We start from the raw sequence: 18261 nt of genomic DNA, 5'->3' as shown, positions 1-18261 counted from the left end.
ATGACGCGTCGCTATGCACTTCAAGATGATCAATGGGCTCGGATTGAGACATTCCTTCCTGGACGGAAAGGCCATGTGGGCATGACCGCACGTAACAACCGGTTGTTCGTAGAGGCGGTGATCTACCGTTATCGAACAGGTATTCCTTGGAGAGACCTGCCCGAACGTTTTGGCGACTTTCGTATTGTGCACTTACGTCACTCACGCTGGAGCAAGACTGGCGTATGGGAGCGCATTTTCAACGCCCTGGCGCAGGATGCTGACAACGAGTATGCGATGATTGACTCGACTATAGTGCGGGCCCATCAGCATAGCGCTGGAGCAAAAGGGGGGATACAGACAAACAAGCTATCGGGCGTAGTCGCGGTGGGTTAAGCACCAAAATTCATGTCACAGTCGATGCTCTCGGTAACCCTACAGGCTTTCATCTTACGCCGGGCCAGGCCCACGACCTAGAAGGTGCCGATGTGTTGCTTGAGGATACACAAGGCCAAACGATTATTGCCGATAAAGGCTACGATGCTCAAGAGCGCCTTGTCCAGCCATTGAAAGACAAAGGCAAGGCGGTAGTGATCCCATCTCGCTCGAACCGAAAACAACACCGCACGTATGACAAACACCTCTACAAAGCTCGCCATTTAGTCGAAAACTTCTTTGCTCGACTGAAGCAGTATCGCGCTATTGCTACCCGTTACGATAAAACCGCCATCAACTTTCTTGGCGCTATCCATCTGGCCGCTGCCGTCGTCTGGCTTATTTGATGACAGGCCCTAATTGCCGATGATACATTGATTGCCAAAACACGTAGTAAAAAAATAGAGATGGTCCATTATCAATATTCAGGTAATGAACATGAGGTTATTGCTGGCATAGGTTTAGTTAATTTGCTTTGGCATGATCTGACGAAGGTTGAATCAATTCCTATCAATTATCGTATTTATGATAAAGATTCTGATGGAAAAATAAAAAACACGCACTTTTCCGAAATGCTCACTCTTGCTAAAAAAAGAGGGATCATGCCAGAAGCCGTAGTGATGGATGCTTGGTATTCTAGCCTGGATAACCTGAAATCAATTCGCTCTCATGGTTGGATCTGGGTAACCACGCTGAGGAAAAATAGGATTGTTAACCATAACAAACAACTGAACAAGTTAGACATCTCAGAAGAAGGAACGTCAATACACTTGCGAGGATATGGTTGGGTAACCGTTTTCAAATTTACAGCCAAAAACGGCCGTATTGATTACATAGTAACAAACAAAGAGAATCCCACCCGTCAATACCTCAAATCTATCATGGATGCCCGTTGGTCTGTTGAAGTTTATCATCGAGAAGTTAAACAAAACTCTGGTATTGAACGCTGTCAGGCTCGCACGAGCCGAGCGCAAAGAAATCATATTTTTCTCGCTATTTCTGCGTGGTTTGAACAACATAAACGTCGTATATCTGAAAAAATAACCCTTATATCAACAAAATTGGGACGTAATCAAAAGTGCTATTACTGAGCAAATCCCTGTTTTATTAGCGTACCCAAATTAGTTTTGTGCGAAACTCGTGTTTTATTGAATGCGAAAGGCGTGTTTTACAACCTCAAGCATTACTACCGACGGCAAAAGAACTGGCACTCATGGTTGTTCGTGCTGAGGAGGAGAAAGAAAAGTTATTACTGGAAAATAAAAGCCTATCAACCGAAAACGATTGTCTTAAAAATCTCTTCAAAGAAGGCATGACCCCTACCCAATTTAGCAAAATGCTTAACGGCGTGAATAGTCAACAGATAAATCATTATCTTGCAGCGAAAAACTGGCTCTATAACGAAAGTAAGTCCGGCAACAATTTACGCTGGCGTGTTGCCGCTACCGCTCGGGATAAATATTTAACCGAAAAACAAAACGAAATAAGCCCACATGGTGCGAATAGCTTCATTAGTTATCGCCCTGTTTTACTTAGAAAAGGCGCACAGCGACTTTATGACCAGTATTTGGCTGACAAACTCCCCATGAAAAAGAACTGGAACGGATTACATACCCATGACAAAATTATCCAGATTGTCGCCTGAACAAAAGACAATCGCTAAAACCTTCACCCCTCGCCCTTACCAAAATCTCATTATCAATCACCTACTCGATATCAAACGCTCAAATGTCTGGGCGGGAATGGGAATGGGTAAAACAGCAGCAACGCTGACGGCGTTAGAAAATCTCTATCTTGCAGGCAGTGAAACCAAACCCACATTGGTGTTAGCCCCTTTACGGGTAGCCCAATCCACCTGGCCGGATGAAGCACTTAAATGGAACCACCTCCATAATATCGAGGTGCAACCCATCATTGGCACTGCCAAATCACGGATGGCAGCACTCAAAAATACCTATGCCAGCGTATTTACGGTCAATTATGACAATCTCGTTTGGCTGGTTGACATCCTCGGAGACAGTTGGCCTTTTGGCACGATTATCGCAGACGAGAGCACCCGATTAAAATCATTCCGGTTACGCAAAGGGGGTAAACGCACCGCAGCCCTAGCCAAAATCGCCCATAAATCTGTCCATAGATGGGTAAATCTAACCGGTACGCCTTCACCGAATGGCCTAATGGACTTATGGGGGCAAGCGTGGTTTGTTGACCAGGGCGAACGCTTAGGCAGAACGCATAATGCGTTTATGTCCCGTTGGTTTAATCGTATCCAGCTCCCTGGGCAACAGTGGAGCAGGTTTGAGCCTTTAGGATTTGCTAATCTACAAATTCAGTTAGCCCTTAGTGATGTCACCTTAGCCCTTAATGCCGCCGATTGGTTTAATATCGAAGAGCCAATACATAACGTTATCAACGTTGAACTGCCTGCAAAAGCGCGAGCACACTATCAGGCCATGGAAAAAGAACTATTTCTTGAATTGGGCGATAGTGAGATCGAAGCGTTAAATGCCGCTGCAAAAACAATAAAATGTTTGCAAATTGCAGCAGGCGCTATTTATAGTGATGACAATCACAACTGGACTGTGATCCATGATGCCAAAATCCAGGCGCTGGAAAGTATTGTCAATGAAGCCGGAGGGATGCCAGTTATGGTTGCTTATCACTGGAAACATGACCTTGAAAGACTGTTAAAAGCATTTCCAAAAGGCAAAATGTTAGACGCTAGCCCACAAACCCTTACCGACTGGAATAATGGCAAAATCCCGTTACTTTTTGCACACCCCGCAAGCTGTGGACACGGCTTAAATTTACAGGACGGCGGTAATATTCTGGTCTTTTTCTCCCACTGGTGGGATTTAGAGCAGTACCAGCAAATTATCGAACGTATCGGCCCCACCCGTCAAGCGCAAGCAGGACACAATCGCCCTGTCTTTATCCATCATATCGTCGCTAAAGATACACTCGATGAAGTGGTCATGGTACGTCGTAATTCAAAACGGGCGATACAGGATTTATTACTGGAAGCGATGAGAAGGAAATAAAAAAGACCAGCGCTAGGCTGGCCAACACCAGGTAAAAATATTGCTGTTAGCAAACACACAACCAAATAACTATACCATAGCATAGTAAAGCTGTATATATAAACAGTTTAATTATATGTATAGAAAATTAATTAACCTTAAATTTATGAATATTTTCTCAATTAAAGGAGTTCCCACTATGTGGATTTTAATCTTGTCCATGTACGCCAGTCCTTATGCATCCAGTAACTTTGCAAGTGTTCATACTCAGGAATTTGACACTGAAAATATGTGCCAATTCGCCGCTAAACAGTTTGAGCGTGAGTTTGAAACTTTCAAGGATATCAACGCCAAAGCGATTTGCGTTAAGAAATAAGCTAATTTTACAAAGGTTCAACCATGAAACTTAACATCATCAAATTACTAATCACGACATTACTTTTTATCAGCGCAGCGCTAGCCTTTGAAATGCTAGTTGGACATCTCGCGCACGCCGATACTGTCATTGACCCACAAATCAGGTTTAAACGTGGTGAATTAGGCAACATCCATTTAGGCGGGCAAGAGTTAATGGTTATCGGAGTCATGATAGTGCCAGCTCTTATGGTTTATTTGGGGGTGTTTCTCGATACATTGAAGAAATAGTTATAAAACAAGAAGTCATTACCCACCCTAATCTATTCCACACGAGTTTCGCACCAATAAAAAAACGCTCTATTTTTAAGTTTAATTCAGCATAATATATAAATAGAAAAAACCTCATAAATTGAAAATAACTTATTGTAATTTAAGTAAATTTATACGTCTTAGCAAGTTACAGATTAATTATTGTTCTGAAGCCATTTCTAGAATTTTATATGCCCGTGCGAAACTCGTGTTCCACTTAAACTACCCATAACGAAAAGATATAATAAGGAGAAAAATCCTATGAATGAATCCCCTTTTGTCAAAACCAGTGAACTGGCAAAAAGGTACAGAGTGTCAACTCACACTATCAGACTCTGAGCGGGTAATGGATGCCAACGGCGGGAAGGTTTTCCACGCCCTCGGTTTACATCTGATGAGCTTAATTTTGCCCTGCAGGATATTCTTGATTGGGAGATGGGTAAACGATTTGATTAACTTTATTCCACCAGCGCTCATAAGCTTCTCGCTGTTCCTCTAGGTAGGTATGCTTGTCGTATACCTGCCAAACCCCCGGTAATTTATGCCCTAACATGATTTCAGCAACATGAGGCTGGGTTAACTCCGCAACCCCCGTGCGCATGGTTTTACGCAAATCGTGAATTGACCAGTGAGTATAATTCTCAAATCTGTGAGCCATTTTTTTGTTCAAGCCGTTGACAAAACCAAGGTGGCCACCCATACATAAAGCTTTACCCTCTGATACTGTAAACAAATAATCACTGCCATGACTCAATTTTTTAGGCACTTTTATCAATTCCTCTGCCGCTGGAATAATAGGCCGGATAATGGGCTTTTTGCTTTTTCGCCCTGTTTTATGATTATCTGGCGGCACTGTCCATATTCTTTTAGTAAAATCGAAATCGGTCATTTTCGCTTTTAGCAATTCCCCTATCCGGCAGCCAAATAATAACGCTAGTTTGATTATCAAGGTATTTCTAGGGTTATAGTCTGGCGCATCAATTAACGCAAATAATACTCTGAGTTCATCTTCACTTAATACCCTCTCGCCCTGTTGTGCTTTCACCCCTAAGTCCTGTGATGTTACATCGATAAGTGGATTTAAACTGATGGCCCCCCTACGTATCCCCCACCGATGGGCGGTTTTGGCATAACGTAAAATCCGCGCACCTATCGCCGGTTTCGCTTTTACCACCTCTTCAATTAGCGATAACCAGACATGCAAGTGAGTTTTGTCGTGGGGTAAATTGCCGATCTTGGGAAAAACATAAATTTCAAATGACCGTAATATTTCACCCGCTTTTACCTGTGCATTTTTAAGTGATTTTTCCCACCAGTCGCGAATAACGGATTCAACCGTTTGTACATCAACTGATTGTTGTTTACGAGTGCGTTTAACCACTTTCGGGTTTCTATGCTGTTCCAGTTCACCACGGTAAAAAAGCCCACTATCACGAGCATCTTTTAAACTTATTGCCGGATACGTTCCAATGTCTATCCGATCACCTTTCCCCTGCCAACGATAGCGATATTGAAAAATGACTTTACCTTTTGGTGTCACGCGAACTGATAAACCCTCTCTGTCTGATTTAGTCACTATTTTAGCTTGTGGCTTACCATTTACCGCTCTTAACTATGAATCACTCACCGCCATCTTTTTTCTCCTTACGTCTTTTTTATATAATATTTTATGTACACCAATATGTACATAAATTTCATGACACAAGGGTTATGATAGGTGACTAAAAACAGCTATTATATATTAAAGTAAAAAATAAAATTATTATAAAACAGTCTATTAATGATAAAGCCTCGTCTATTGATGACTGTTTAAGGCTATTGCTGATGGGCGAGACTTATTTACTTAAGTAATATGATTGATTTTAAGTATTTAATTAATTCAACTTAAGAAGGATTAGCCATTTTCATTTTTAGTACAATTACTGATGGTAATTTTTTTTCATTCTTCTAATTCTCATCTATGCTTAATGGATAACGGACATAAGCTACAGAGTTATACATATCAAGTTGTTATGTTGTTAAAATCTTATACCCAGTCTTATGTCTTTATCTAATAGATGTATCTATAATGTTAAAATCTTTTTTATTGATTATACACTTATTTATGATCGTCCGTGAATATAGAGAAAGTAACTTATCAATGAACAAAAAAATTCTAAGTATGCTAATCTTGGCGGGTATAATGACTGCTGTTACCGCTTGTGATGAATCACCTAAAGTAGACGATGCCATCCAACAGACCAAGGAAAGCGCTGAACAAATAAAACAGGCTGGGGCAAAAAAAGCTAAACAAGTGGTTGATGATGCGAAAGAAGCTGCAACCGATATAAAAAATAAAGCTGCTGAAGAAGCTGATAAACTATCAACAAAAGCAGATCAATTAAAAGAAACAACCAAACAAAAAACATCAGAGTTGCAACAAAATATTTCAGATAAAGCCGCTGAAGCCACAAATCAAGCCAAAGAAAAAGCAACCCAAGTTAAAGAAGGGTTTAATTCTGAAGTCCAGACATTATCTGATAAAGCAGCAGCTAAAGAGGATCTAACCAATAAGGCAAACACTTTAAGTGAAAGCGCTGAAGAAAAAGCGGCAACCATGCAACAAAATTCTCAACCACAAAAACAATAAAATTGAATTAGTTTAATGAATTAAAAGAAAATATTGTTAAAAAGTTAATTGTAGTTAGAACCATCGAAATAAGAATAATATTGTTTTACACTTCCTTCTAACCTGATAAGGCCAGTATTTCTGGCCTCTTTTTTTAATCTGGCAAGATTGATCATATAAAATTTATAATAATTTGAAATTAATGCTGTGACATATTGATTAAAATAGTTGCCAGATTTATTACACCAAAAACAGTTTACCAAAATAGTATATTCGCAATGTCTTTACCCAGAGCCCAAATTGGCGGTAATAGCTGCGACATAAATAACATGATATTTTCACTAGTCATGATAAGCTATTAGATAAATATTGAATTAACAGAAAAATAAAAATTCATTTTTATACTTTTTAAAACAAATAGTTATTAGAGTATTTATTTTACTATTGTTTATATTGGTAACCGCTAAGCAAATAAAACTGATTCAATTTTACTAAATTAATGAGCCTGTACATAAATTTGTGTAATTGCCTGATTTTGATATGTTCAATCCAGCATCAAATGAAGGTTAATTTATGGACGAAAAACAATTGCAGGCTCTGGCTAATAAATTGGCCAAAAATCTCAAAACCCCTGACGATCTCAGCCAGTTCGATCGTCTGCTGAAGAAAATCAGCATTGAGGCGACTCTCAACGCCGAAATGTCCCACCATCTGGGCTACGATAAAAATCAGCCCAAACCGGGTGCCAACTCCCGCAACAGCTATTCCACAAAGACCGTTACCACCGGCGATGGTCCTCTGGAACTACGCACTCCGCGCGATCGTGACGGTTCTTTCGAACCGCAACTGGTGAAGAAAAACCAGACCCGGATCTCCGGGATGGATAACCAGATTTTATCGTTGTACGCCAAAGGGATGACCACCCGCGAGATAGCGGCTGCGTTCAAAGAACTGTATGACGCGGATGTCTCACCGGCGCTGGTCTCGAAGGTCACCGATTCCGTGATGGAGCAGGTTACCGAATGGCAAAATCGCCCACTGGATGCAGTCTATCCTATTGTTTATCTTGACTGTATCGTCCTGAAGGTCCGGCAAGACAGTCGCGTCATCAATAAATCCGTGTTTCTGGCCCTGGGTATCAACATCGAAGGTCAGAAAGAACTGTTGGGTATGTGGCTGGCCGAAAACGAGGGCGCGAAGTTCTGGCTCAGTGTGCTGACAGAACTAAAAAACCGTGGTCTGAACGATATCCTCATCGCCTGTGTCGACGGTCTGAAAGGCTTTCCGGACGCCATCAACACCGTGTATCCGGAAGCCCGCATTCAGCTGTGCATCGTGCATATGGTGCGTAACAGCCTGCGGTTCGTCTCCTGGAAGGACTACAAAGCCGTCACTCGCGACCTGAAAGCCATCTATCAGGCTTCCACGGGAGAAGCAGGCCAGCAGGCGCTGGAAGCGTTCGCCAGCGCATGGGACAGCCGCTACCCGCAGATAAGCCGGAGCTGGCAGACAAACTGGGCCAACCTGGCGACGTTCTTCGCTTACCCGGCAGACATCCGCAAGGTGATCTACACAACGAATGCCATAGAGTCGCTGAACAGCGTGATCCGGCATGCCATCAAAAAGCGTAAGGTGTTCCCGACGGATGACGCAGTGAAAAAGGTGGTGTGGCTGGCAATCCAGGCGGCGTCACAGAAATGGACAATGCCGCTGAGGGACTGGCGTATGGCGATGAGCCGCTTTATTATCGAGTTCGGTGACCGCCTGGACGGTCACTACTGAGAAAAGGCATTTACACAGAATCGTGTACAGGGTCGGGTAAATGTTAACCTGATAAAATTAGTTGCATTGACCCTCTGTGTTTTAAAACTCTATAGAATTTTAATTTAACACTAGATGATCTTGCATTGGATTGCTTTTTGCTAATAAATGCAGTTTATTAACAACTTTTGACAACAATTAGTTAACACCTATAATTTATAATTAAAAATATCACTTTAATATATTATTATAAAATATATTATTTATATTGATAATATTATTGTGCATATAAAATCGAATAGTTAATGTTATGCTAATAGGATCTTATGATGTTTTTACCTTTTTTCATCGCTTTTCTGGTCACTATCTCACTTATTCTCAAACAGAGAAAACTAAGTTATATCCTTTTATTAATGCTGTTTATTATAACTATCTTATTATTTAAATATCATACAAGCGATAATATCAACCTATCGTTTTAGTTAGAGAATTATGATGAAAACACTATCTTCAACAAAAGTTATTTCTAATCTGAATATTCTAGGGCTATTAGGAATATCTGTAACATTAATCGTTGCATTCTATTATCAAATTATATTACATGAAATACCCTGCCCACTATGCTTATTACAACGAGTGGGTATTATAATGATAGGTATCGGTTTTCTATTTAATCTTATCTTTGGTATTAATCAGCGTCATTATAGTATAATTATTCTTAGTTCTATCACCACATGTATCACTGCAACCCGCCAAGTATTAATTCATATTCTGCCAGGTGATCCTGGATATTATTCCACAGTCTTCGGTTTGCATCTTTATACTTGGTCGCTACTTTTCTCCTTAGCCATCATTCTGTTGTTTGTGTATTAATGTTATTCAATAGCGCTGAAATACAAGTAGCAAAATCCCCTGCCAGAGAAATAGCGATTTATCTATTTGTATTTTTAATACTCGCTAACCTTATATCCACAATATTGGAGTGTGGGCTGACACAATGTGTTGATAACTCAATATTTTATAAATTATTAAATTAAAAATCTAATTTATTATCAATTGAAAATTCGCAGTTATAGTATAAATTTTAGACAGTTAAAAATGTCTGCCCTAAAATGTCTATTAAATCGTTTTAAAAATATTCGTTGTGTTTAAATCGATTAAACAGATATTTAATGCGGTTTGCTATTGCCTATGCTCACGCTAACAAAGCCCTATCTGCGTCATGTCCAGCGCGTCAAGGATGTATTTATTCATCATAAGTATCACACCCTGCCTGACGTTGTCTGGTGACGCTACCGTCACGATTACGTCGTGCAAGTTTGCCGGCGCGTCAGAAATAAATGCAGTCACCGGACACATCACACCCACCAGCACAACAGCTTTCTCACCCTTTACCGTCAAGTTTAGCAAATAGGCGATTTCCTCATTAGTATCGCTACCATGGGTTATTCTAAATTAAAAGTCTTGTTTTGTTAGCAACGGCAAATTAGGCAAAAAACACCTTGGCTAAACATACCGCAGGCAGCCTCTATAGAATTTACCTATCGTCACTCCATTAATCTGGATGATACCCACTCAAGTCTTGTTGATAATAACAACGGCAATATAGGATCCTGCGTCAATAAAGTGGCTGACTATCCGATCAAATTTGGATTACTACAATAATTATTTTTCTTCTATGCTTGATTCTTTATTTATCACGAGTTTCGCACCAATAAAAAAACGCGCTATTTTTAAGTTTAATTCAGCATAATATATAAATAGAAAAAATCTCATAAATTAAAAATAACTTATTGTAATTTAAGTAAATTTATACGTCTTAGCAAGTTACAGATTAATTATTGTTCTGAAGCCATTTCTAGAATTTTATATGCCGGTGCGAAACTCGTGTTTATATTCTATTTTTTATGGAGTTCGTGACGTGTTTCCAATAAGTAATTTATCAACGGTTGCTCATGTTGCTTTGCCCAATAAAAATGATCCACCCAACATGCTGTTGCAGCAATTAATATCATCTTCTGCTCATATTCAAGGGGAAACTCGCTTGCTTCCTAACGGACTAACTGCTCGCGATAATTTTCCGTTACTATTTCAGGTTGTCCTCGATCCGGTAAATGAACAGCCTGAAATAAATGGATTTCAACCTTCACATGACTTTAATTCCTTATACCCAATGATTGGAAAACAAGCACGAGTTTCGCACCAATAAAAAAACGCTCTATTTTTAAGTTTAATTCAGCATAATATGTAAATAGATAAAACCTTATAAATTAAATATAACTTATTGTAAATTAAGTGAATTTATGCATTTCAGTAACTTGCAGATTAATCATTACTTTTAAGCCATTTCTAGAATTTTATAGGCCTGTGCGAAACTCGTGACAAGGAGAAACAACCATTGTTGCCGGAAATTATGATGAAATTGTACGATATGTATCCCGCAATCAAGCCTATGCGGTTTTTGCTATTGCCGCGCTTGGATTACCAGCGGTTTCATTGAAACAGAATTTTGATGATCCTGACACTAGTGCTATAGCGTTGCTATTCTCTGTAACAGGGAGTTTAGAAAGAGCAATAAGTTTTGATGAAACACATATCTTAGGCCCGTTAGATCCAGAGCGGGTGGTTTTATTGCATGCACCCTATAGTAATCTTAATACTTTACAACCAGAAGTGGCTGAAAATCTTTCACGAACTTATCAACAAGTAGTAAATAAATATATGAATTCCTCTAACCACAGTACTTTTGATATCTGGTTCAGTCTCTATCCCCAATATGAGGTTTTATCTTCATATTTTCACGAGTTTCGCAATCTCCAAAAAAGAAGTATAAATTTAAAAACAAGAAAAAATCAGGGTGTTCATATTTTGTCGGGTTATCCATGTATTAAAGATATCTATAAAACATTCTTACAAGTAAGCAGTTTAAGATACTCTGGTTTAGCGTTATCAGAAGTAAGCCCATCGCCTTTATCTCATGACACTGTTAGCCGATGGCTAAAAAGTAGATGTTTTAGACCTAAAGACCTATGGCGATTAGTTGAACCTTCTATAGACAAAAAAAGCCCTTGCGTACTAATTGCCGATGATACATTGATTGCCAAAACACGTACACGAGTTTCGCACAAAACTAATTTGGGTACGCTAATAAAACACGGATTTGCTCAGTAATAGCACTTTTGATTACGTCCCAATTTTGTTGATAAAGGGTTATTTTTTCAGATATACGACGTTTATGTTGTTCAAACCACGCAGAAATAGCGAGAAAAATATGATTTCTTTGCGCTCGGCTCGTGCGAGCCTGACAGCGTTCAATACCACAGTTTTGTTTAACTTCTCGATGATAAACTTCAACAGACCAACGGGCATCCATGATAGATTTGACGTATTGACGGGTGGGATTCTCTTTGTTTGTTACTATGTAATCAATACGGCCGTTTTTGGCTGTAAATTTGAAAACGGTTACCCAACCATATCCTCGCAAGTGTATTGACGTTCCTTCTTCTGAGATGTCTAACTTGTTCAGTTGTTTGTTATGGTTAACAATCCTATTTTTCCTCAGCGTGGTTACCCAGGTCCAACCATGAGAGCGAATTGATTTCAGGTTATCCAGGCTAGAATACCAAGCATCCATCACTACCGCTTCTGGCATGATCCCTCTTTTTTTAGCAAGAGTGAGCATTTCGGAAAAGTGCGTGTTTTTTGTTTTTCCATCAGAATCTTTATCATAAATACGATAATCGATAGGAATTGATTCAACCTTCGTCAGATCATGCCAAAGCAAATTAACTAAACCTATGCCAGCAATAACATCATGTTCATTACCTGAATATTGATAATGGACCATCTCTATTTTTTTACTACGTGTTTTGGCAATCAATGTATCATCGGCAATTAGTACGCAAGGGCTTTTTTTGTCTATAGAAGGTTCAACTAATCGCCATAGGTCTTTAGGTCTAAAACATCTACTTTTTAGCCATCGGCTAACAGTGTCATGAGATAAAGGCGATGGGCTTACTTCTGATAACGCTAAACCAGAGTATCTTAAACTGCTTACTTGTAAGAATGTTTTATAGATATCTTTAATAAATGGATAACCCGACAAAATATGAACACCCTGATTTTTTCTTGTTTTTAAATTTATACTTCTTTTTTGGAGATTGCGAAACTCGTGACGTAGTAAAAAATAGAGATGGTCCATTATCAATATTCAGGTAATGAACATGAGGTTATTGCTGGCATAGGTTTAGTTAATTTGCTTTGGCATGATCTGACGAAGGTTGAATCAATTCCTATCAATTATCGTATTTATGATAAAGATTCTGATGGAAAAACAAAAAACACGCACTTTTCCGAAATGCTCACTCTTGCTAAAAAAAGAGGGATCATGCCAGAAGCGGTAGTGATGGATGCTTGGTATTCTAGCCTGGATAACCTGAAATCAATTCGCTCTCATGGTTGGATCTGGGTAACCACGCTGAGGAAAAATAGGATTGTTAACCATAACAAACAACTGAACAAGTTAGACATCTCAGAAGAAGGAACGTCAATACACTTGCGAGGATATGGTTGGGTAACCGTTTTCAAATTTACAGCCAAAAACGGCCGTATTGATTACATAGTAACAAACAAAGAGAATCCCACCCGTCAATACCTCAAATCTATCATGGATGCCCGTTGGTCTGTTGAAGTTTATCATCGAGAAGTTAAACAAAACTGTGGTATTGAACGCTGTCAGGCTCGCACGAGCCGAGCGCAAAGAAATCATATTTTTCTCGCTATTTCTGCGTGGTTTGAACAACATAAACGTCGTATATCTGAAAAAATAACCCTTATATCAACAAAATTGGGACGTAATCAAAAGTGCTATTACTGAGCAAATCCGTGTTTTATTAGCGTACCCAAATTAGTTTTGTGCGAAACTCGTGATTTTATAGGCAATGAACTTACACAACAGCAGATAACTAATGGTAACTTAGAAAGAAAAGTCGAGTCCAATAATATTCCTCATAATTCACTCACTGAAAATACTCATCTAGCTCACACTATGGTAAATGGAGAAAAAATAAGATCAGTAACCCCTGAGATATTAAAAGAGATAGTGTTATTAGGTGCAAAAGGGATCGCAAAAACTGGTGGACTAACAAGGCTCAGTGAAAAATATAATGTCAATTTGAGTACTTTAAATAATTACCTCCATGCGGATGGCACACTGACGGTTAGAGGGAAAGTTTTTTTAGGTGGTAAATCCAATAAATTAACCCCTGAACTACTAAAAGAGATAGTGTCATTAGGTGCAGAAGGGATCGCAAAGGCAGGTGGGTTAAGAGGGATCAGTGAACAATATAACATCAATTTGACTACATTAAACAATTACCTTGATAAAAATGGCATTCTCACGGCTCGAGGAAAATATTTTTTATATGGCATATCCAATCGCATAACCCATGAGATGTTAACAAAAATAGTGTCATTAGGTACCGAAGGGTTTGCAAAGGCTGGTGGGTTAATAGGGATCAGTGAACAATATAACATCAATTTGACCTCATTAAATAATTACCTTGATAAAAATGGCATGCTCACAATGAGGGGGATGCGTTTTTGGAAACCCGCTAGCATTTCAGTAAAAGTTGCTCTGTTATTTTTAGCTGGCTAACAGATAAAATTGGTTGGCCAGCAACAAGTCATCCCTTTTCGGATGTTGAAGCTGCTGCTTATTTAACATATGTATCAATTCGATATTTGTAAACAAAGTTTGGGTACACTGCAATGATTTGAATACCAGTATAGCTGGTATTCGTCGCTTAATATGTCGATGTTCCGTTTTTACCCGAATGGTTAATTATTTATTCTATTCAACAGTAATATCTTTAACCGTATAATATTCTAACCTGAGTTCGGGATAAGCGGTAGTTATGAGAAAATAAAAATAACTTACTTATCAATAAAACCTTTTTAAAATCAATAAAATGAGGAAAAACGGAAAGTTCTTCAGTGATCGCAGGTTAAAAAATAAGCTATTTTCTCTGCTAAAATCATGAAAAAAACTAAGATTAAGCACTACTTTATGTAATTATTTTAAGTTAACTACTTGAATATATAATGAAAAAGTTTATATTCCTTATCCCGAACTCAGGTTATTCTATTAGTTTTGTTAAAATTGATATCTCACTTATACCTAAAACATCTTTTTTGTCAAAACTTACGTCGGATAATAAAAAACCCTATGGTGAACCATAGGGTTGAGAACTAGGAAAATAAAATAGCGTTTAATTACAGCACATTGATACAGTTTAACTCTTTATATGCAAGTTCTAAACGCTCAATCATGGAAGTCTGACCCGCACGCAGCCAAACACGAGGGTCATAATATTTTTTATTAGGTTTATCTTCACCTTCTGGATTACCCAGTTGGCTTTGTAGATAACCTTCATTTTTCTTATAATAATTCAAAATGCCTTCCCAGGTCGCCCACTGGGTGTCAGTATCAATATTCATTTTTACCACACCATAACTGACCGCTTCTTTAATTTCTTCAGCAGTAGAGCCTGAACCTCCATGGAAAACAAAATTCAGATTATTTTCCGCTGGCAAATTAAATTTCTGCGCAACGTACTGTTGTGAGTTGTGTAGAATTTTTGGTGTTAATTGAACGTTGCCTGGCTTATAAACACCATGCACATTACCGAAAGATGCCGCAATAGTAAATCGATGACTAATTTTACTCAATTGCTCATAAGCATAAGCGACATCTTCAGGCTGTGTATAAAGCGATGAGCTATCTAAGCCAGTGTTATCGACACCATCTTCCTCACCACCAGTGCAACCTAACTCAATTTCTAATGTCATGCCCATTTTGCTCATCGGTTGCAAATATTGAGAGCAAATTTCAATATTTTCCGCTAATGACTCTTCAGACAAATCGATCATATGCGATGAAAACAGTGGCTTACCGGTGGTTTTATAATATTCCTCGCCAGCATCTAGCAAGCCATCAATCCATGGCAGTAGTTTACGTGCACAATGATCAGTGTGTAAGATAACAGCGACACCATAATGTTTTGCCATTTGATGCACATGATGAGCCCCTGATATTGCGCCTAAAATCGCAGCTTGCTGACCTTCTGCTTTTAGACCTTTACCAGCGATAAACGCAGCACCACCGTTAGAAAATTGGACAATTACCGGAGAACGAACTTTAGCAGCGGTTTCCAAAACAGCATTAATCGAATCTGTACCGACACAATTGACTGCCGGCAACGCAAATTTATGTTCTTTTGCAACGGCAAAAACTTTTTGCACATCATCGCCGGTAATAACATCTGGTTTTACAAAATCAAAAATCTTAGACATGAGATAAAATCCTATTATTGGACAGGTGAACAGTGCTACCTGTCATTTTCTTCAGATATAATTACTGTTTTGCTCGTTCTTCTAACACAACAACTGCAGGTAATTTTTTACCTTCCACAAATTCAAGAAAAGCACCACCGCCAGTAGAAATATAAGAAATTTTATCCGCAATACCAAACAGATCAATCGCCGCTAATGTATCACCACCACCTGCTATAGAAAAAGCTTCACTTTCTGCAATTGCTTGGGCAATCACTGCGGTGCCGTGGCGAAAATTAGGGAACTCGAAAACCCCAACTGGACCATTCCATAAAATCGTTTTTGCTTTTTTAAGAATACCCGCCAAACGTTCAGCCGTTTCATCGCCTAAGTCCAAAATCTGCTCATCATCTTTAACATCATTGACAGATTTCATTACCGCCTCGGCTGTTTCAGAAAATTCAGTCGCTACACGAACATCAGTAGGTACAGGAATATCGCAAGTAGATAATAATTTTTCTGCTTCTGGGATCAAGTCATCTTCATATAAAGAACGGCCGACTTTATGACCTTCAGCTGCGATAAAGGTATTGGCAATACCGCCTCCCACAATAATTTGGTCGGCAATTTTTGCTAAAGAATCCAAAACAGTTAATTTAGTCGAAACTTTTGAACCACCAACGATTGCAACCATTGGCCGAGCAGGCTCTTTCAATGCTTTACCTAATGCGTCCAACTCAGCAAATAACAGCGGCCCTGCGCATGCTATAGGAGCAAATTTTGCCACACCATGGGTTGATGCCTGAGCACGGTGCGCCGTACCAAATGCATCCATTACATAGATGTCACAAAGTGCAGCATATTGCTTAGATAAATTTTCATCATCCTTTTTTTCACCCCGGTTGAAGCGTACATTCTCAAGAACCACCAGCTCGCCATTAGCAACTTCAACTCCATTTAAATAATCTTTTACTAAACGAACAGGATAGTCGAGCTTATCTGCTAAATAGTCTACAACGGGTTTCAATGAAAATTCCTCATTATACTCACCTTCAATCGGGCGACCTAAATGAAACGTTACCATTACCTTTGCGCCTTGCTTTAAAGCGGTTTCAATCGTCGGTAAAGAAGCACGGATTCGTGCATCAGAGGTAACTTTGCCATCTTTGACAGGAACGTTTAGGTCAGCCCGGATGAATACTTTTTTACCCGCCAGATCTAAATCGGTCATCTTAATTACAGACATGGTGAATCCTCTCGTTGATTCTCTAAATTATTAATCTTCTGCTGTGTATGGAGAGCAATATTCCCCATACTGTCTGTCAACAGATAGATTTGTTGAAACCAGTAGCAGCCATTGCTAATGTCGTATCAAGCATACGATTGGCAAAACCCCACTCATTATCGCACCAAACTAAAATCTTAATTAGGTGTTGCCCACTAACTCGTGTTTGCGTTCCATCTACGATAGCACTATGTGGGTCATGATTAAAATCTGTTGATACTAACGGCAATTCAGTATAATCAACTATACCACGAAATGAACCTTCTGCTGCTTGTTGCAACAGCTGATTGACTTTAGCTACCGTTACTTTAGATCTTACCGTCACACTGAGGTCGATCGCCGTTACATTGATAGTTGGTACGCGAACCGATATCGCTTCAAAATGATCTTTGAATTTTGGAAATATTCGTGTGATCCCAGCAGCCAATTTGGTATCAACAGGAATAATAGATTGGCTAGCGGCCCGTGTACGACGTAGATCTTGATGATAAGCATCAATAACCGGCTGATCATTCATTGCAGCGTGAATCGTAGTCACTGTACCAGACTCAATATCCAAAGCATCATCTAATATTTTAATCACAGGAATAATACAATTTGTGGTACAAGATGCGTTTGATACCAGTTGATCGCTATTTTTCAAACTGGTTTCATTAACCCCATAAACAATAGTTGCATCAAGATCAGTACTTCCCGGATGAGAAAATAGCACCTTTTTTGCGCCACTTGATAAATGCGCAGAGCCATCGACCTTTGAACCATAAACACCGGTACAATCGAGTACTACATCAATATCCAATGCTCGCCATGGTAGTTTTTCAATCTCAGATTGATGAAAAAGATGCATACTGTCATTACCTACAACTAACAAATCGTTATTCAGGCGCACATCATAAGCAAATCGGCCATGACTAGAATCATACTTTAATAAATGCGCTATTCCTTCCGAAGTAGCAATTTCATTAATTGCAACAACAGCAATTTGAGCTCGGTGATCTGATTCATAAAGCGCTCTTAATATGCTACGCCCTATTCGCCCAAAACCATTAATTGCCACTCTAACTACCATACTCTTCCTTCAATATAACAACTGATTTGTTAATGGCTAAGAATACCGATAATTACAGCTTTTGTACTGAGGATTTTTGTCGTCAATCATAAAAAGTGTGCTTTTG

The 18261-nt window shown here is 39.1% G+C and carries 16 protein-coding genes and 5 pseudogenes; 14 read left to right on the top strand and 7 right to left on the bottom strand.

The window, feature by feature from the left end:
• The 6 genes and pseudogenes from V3224_RS26215 to V3224_RS26190 all read left to right on the top strand — a co-directional run bounded on the left by V3224_RS26215 (position 1) and on the right by V3224_RS26190 (position 4079).
• Positions 1-761 (top strand): IS5 family transposase gene (locus tag V3224_RS26215; RefSeq protein WP_334473404.1). Its coding sequence is split into 2 segments (ribosomal slippage): positions 1-336 and positions 339-761, totalling 759 coding nucleotides; the frame shifts between segments, so codons are not numbered across the junction.
• Between the two features lie 9 nt (positions 762-770).
• Positions 771-1539, top strand: a pseudogene (locus V3224_RS26210) (IS701 family transposase); the annotation flags it as partial.
• Positions 1540-1543: 4 nt separating this feature from the next.
• Positions 1544-2059, top strand: a complete 516-nt coding sequence (locus V3224_RS26205) for a hypothetical protein (RefSeq protein ID WP_334473403.1) — start codon at positions 1544-1546, stop codon at positions 2057-2059.
• Complete coding sequence (locus tag V3224_RS26200) at positions 2031-3455, top strand: DEAD/DEAH box helicase (RefSeq protein ID WP_334473402.1); 1425 nt, start codon at positions 2031-2033, stop codon at positions 3453-3455. The genes V3224_RS26205 and V3224_RS26200 overlap by 29 nt, the downstream gene beginning before the upstream one ends.
• Before the next feature lie 178 nt (positions 3456-3633).
• Positions 3634-3810 (top strand): hypothetical protein, encoded by a 177-nt coding sequence (locus V3224_RS26195; protein WP_334469759.1) that lies wholly within the window; start codon positions 3634-3636, stop codon positions 3808-3810.
• 23 nt (positions 3811-3833) lie between these two features.
• Positions 3834-4079: a hypothetical protein gene (locus tag V3224_RS26190; RefSeq protein ID WP_334473401.1), complete on the top strand. Its 246-nt coding sequence runs from the start codon at positions 3834-3836 to the stop codon at positions 4077-4079.
• Between the two features lie 421 nt (positions 4080-4500).
• On the opposite strand, the gene V3224_RS26185 is transcribed toward V3224_RS26190, so the two are convergent.
• Positions 4501-5481, bottom strand: a complete 981-nt coding sequence (locus V3224_RS26185; protein WP_442891191.1) for a tyrosine-type recombinase/integrase — start codon at positions 5479-5481, stop codon at positions 4501-4503.
• Positions 5479-5682, bottom strand: a pseudogene (locus V3224_RS26180) (Arm DNA-binding domain-containing protein); the annotation flags it as partial. The pseudogene V3224_RS26180 and the gene V3224_RS26185, both read right to left, overlap by 3 nt.
• A 486-nt stretch (positions 5683-6168) precedes the next feature.
• Between V3224_RS26180 and V3224_RS26175 the strand changes: the two are divergent.
• The 4 genes and pseudogenes from V3224_RS26175 (at position 6169) to V3224_RS26160 (ending at position 9506) form a co-directional block, all read left to right on the top strand.
• On the top strand, positions 6169-6729 hold the full coding sequence (locus tag V3224_RS26175; RefSeq protein ID WP_334473399.1) for a hypothetical protein: 561 nt from the start codon (positions 6169-6171) through the stop codon (positions 6727-6729).
• 552 nt (positions 6730-7281) lie between these two features.
• The gene (locus tag V3224_RS26170) at positions 7282-8490 is read left to right on the top strand and encodes an IS256 family transposase (protein WP_334473397.1); all 1209 of its coding nucleotides are present in this window, start codon (positions 7282-7284) and stop codon (positions 8488-8490) included.
• A 305-nt stretch (positions 8491-8795) separates the two neighbouring features.
• Positions 8796-8951, top strand: a complete 156-nt coding sequence (locus tag V3224_RS26165; RefSeq protein ID WP_334473395.1) for a DUF5993 family protein — start codon at positions 8796-8798, stop codon at positions 8949-8951.
• A gap of 10 nt (positions 8952-8961) precedes the next feature.
• Positions 8962-9506, top strand: a pseudogene (locus V3224_RS26160) (disulfide bond formation protein B).
• Between the two features lie 163 nt (positions 9507-9669).
• Here the strand turns inward: V3224_RS26160 and V3224_RS30365 are convergent.
• Positions 9670-9918, bottom strand: a complete 249-nt coding sequence (locus V3224_RS30365) for an asparaginase domain-containing protein (protein ID WP_409013965.1) — start codon at positions 9916-9918, stop codon at positions 9670-9672.
• A gap of 427 nt (positions 9919-10345) precedes the next feature.
• Here V3224_RS30365 and V3224_RS26155 point away from each other — a divergent pair, with 427 nt between their 5' ends.
• The gene (locus tag V3224_RS26155; protein WP_334473393.1) at positions 10346-10678 is read left to right on the top strand and encodes a hypothetical protein; all 333 of its coding nucleotides are present in this window, start codon (positions 10346-10348) and stop codon (positions 10676-10678) included.
• A 659-nt stretch (positions 10679-11337) separates the two neighbouring features.
• A pseudogene (locus tag V3224_RS30360) lies at positions 11338-11586 on the top strand (IS701 family transposase); the annotation flags it as partial.
• A gap of 13 nt (positions 11587-11599) precedes the next feature.
• On the opposite strand, the gene V3224_RS26145 reads toward V3224_RS30360, so the two are convergent.
• Positions 11600-12574, bottom strand: coding sequence for an IS701 family transposase (locus V3224_RS26145; protein WP_334470984.1), 975 nt, complete (start codon positions 12572-12574; stop codon positions 11600-11602).
• A 78-nt stretch (positions 12575-12652) separates the two neighbouring features.
• Between V3224_RS26145 and V3224_RS26140 the strand changes: the two are divergent.
• Positions 12653-13379 (top strand): annotated as a pseudogene (locus V3224_RS26140) (IS701 family transposase); the annotation flags it as partial.
• 2 nt (positions 13380-13381) lie between these two features.
• A complete protein-coding gene (locus V3224_RS26135) occupies positions 13382-14125 on the top strand; it encodes a hypothetical protein (protein ID WP_334473389.1) in 744 nt (247 codons plus the stop codon).
• 617 nt (positions 14126-14742) lie between these two features.
• Here V3224_RS26135 and fbaA read toward each other — a convergent pair.
• The 3 genes from fbaA to epd form a co-directional block, all read right to left on the bottom strand.
• The gene (fbaA, locus tag V3224_RS26130) at positions 14743-15822 is read right to left on the bottom strand and encodes a class II fructose-bisphosphate aldolase (protein WP_334473387.1); all 1080 of its coding nucleotides are present in this window, start codon (positions 15820-15822) and stop codon (positions 14743-14745) included.
• 61 nt (positions 15823-15883) lie between these two features.
• A complete protein-coding gene (pgk, locus tag V3224_RS26125; protein WP_334473385.1) occupies positions 15884-17047 on the bottom strand; it encodes a phosphoglycerate kinase in 1164 nt (387 codons plus the stop codon).
• A 76-nt stretch (positions 17048-17123) separates the two neighbouring features.
• Positions 17124-18155, bottom strand: coding sequence for an erythrose-4-phosphate dehydrogenase (gene epd, locus V3224_RS26120; RefSeq protein WP_334473383.1), 1032 nt, complete (start codon positions 18153-18155; stop codon positions 17124-17126).
• Between the last annotated feature and the right edge of the window lie 106 nt (positions 18156-18261).

The sequence above is a fragment of the Arsenophonus sp. PmNCSU2021_1 genome, from assembly GCF_036919435.1.
In the GTDB taxonomy this organism is placed as follows: Bacteria; Pseudomonadota; Gammaproteobacteria; order Enterobacterales; family Enterobacteriaceae; genus Arsenophonus; species Arsenophonus nilaparvatae.
Note: the sequence above shows the minus strand (reverse complement) of the source record. Positions and strands in the feature narration are given on the sequence as shown.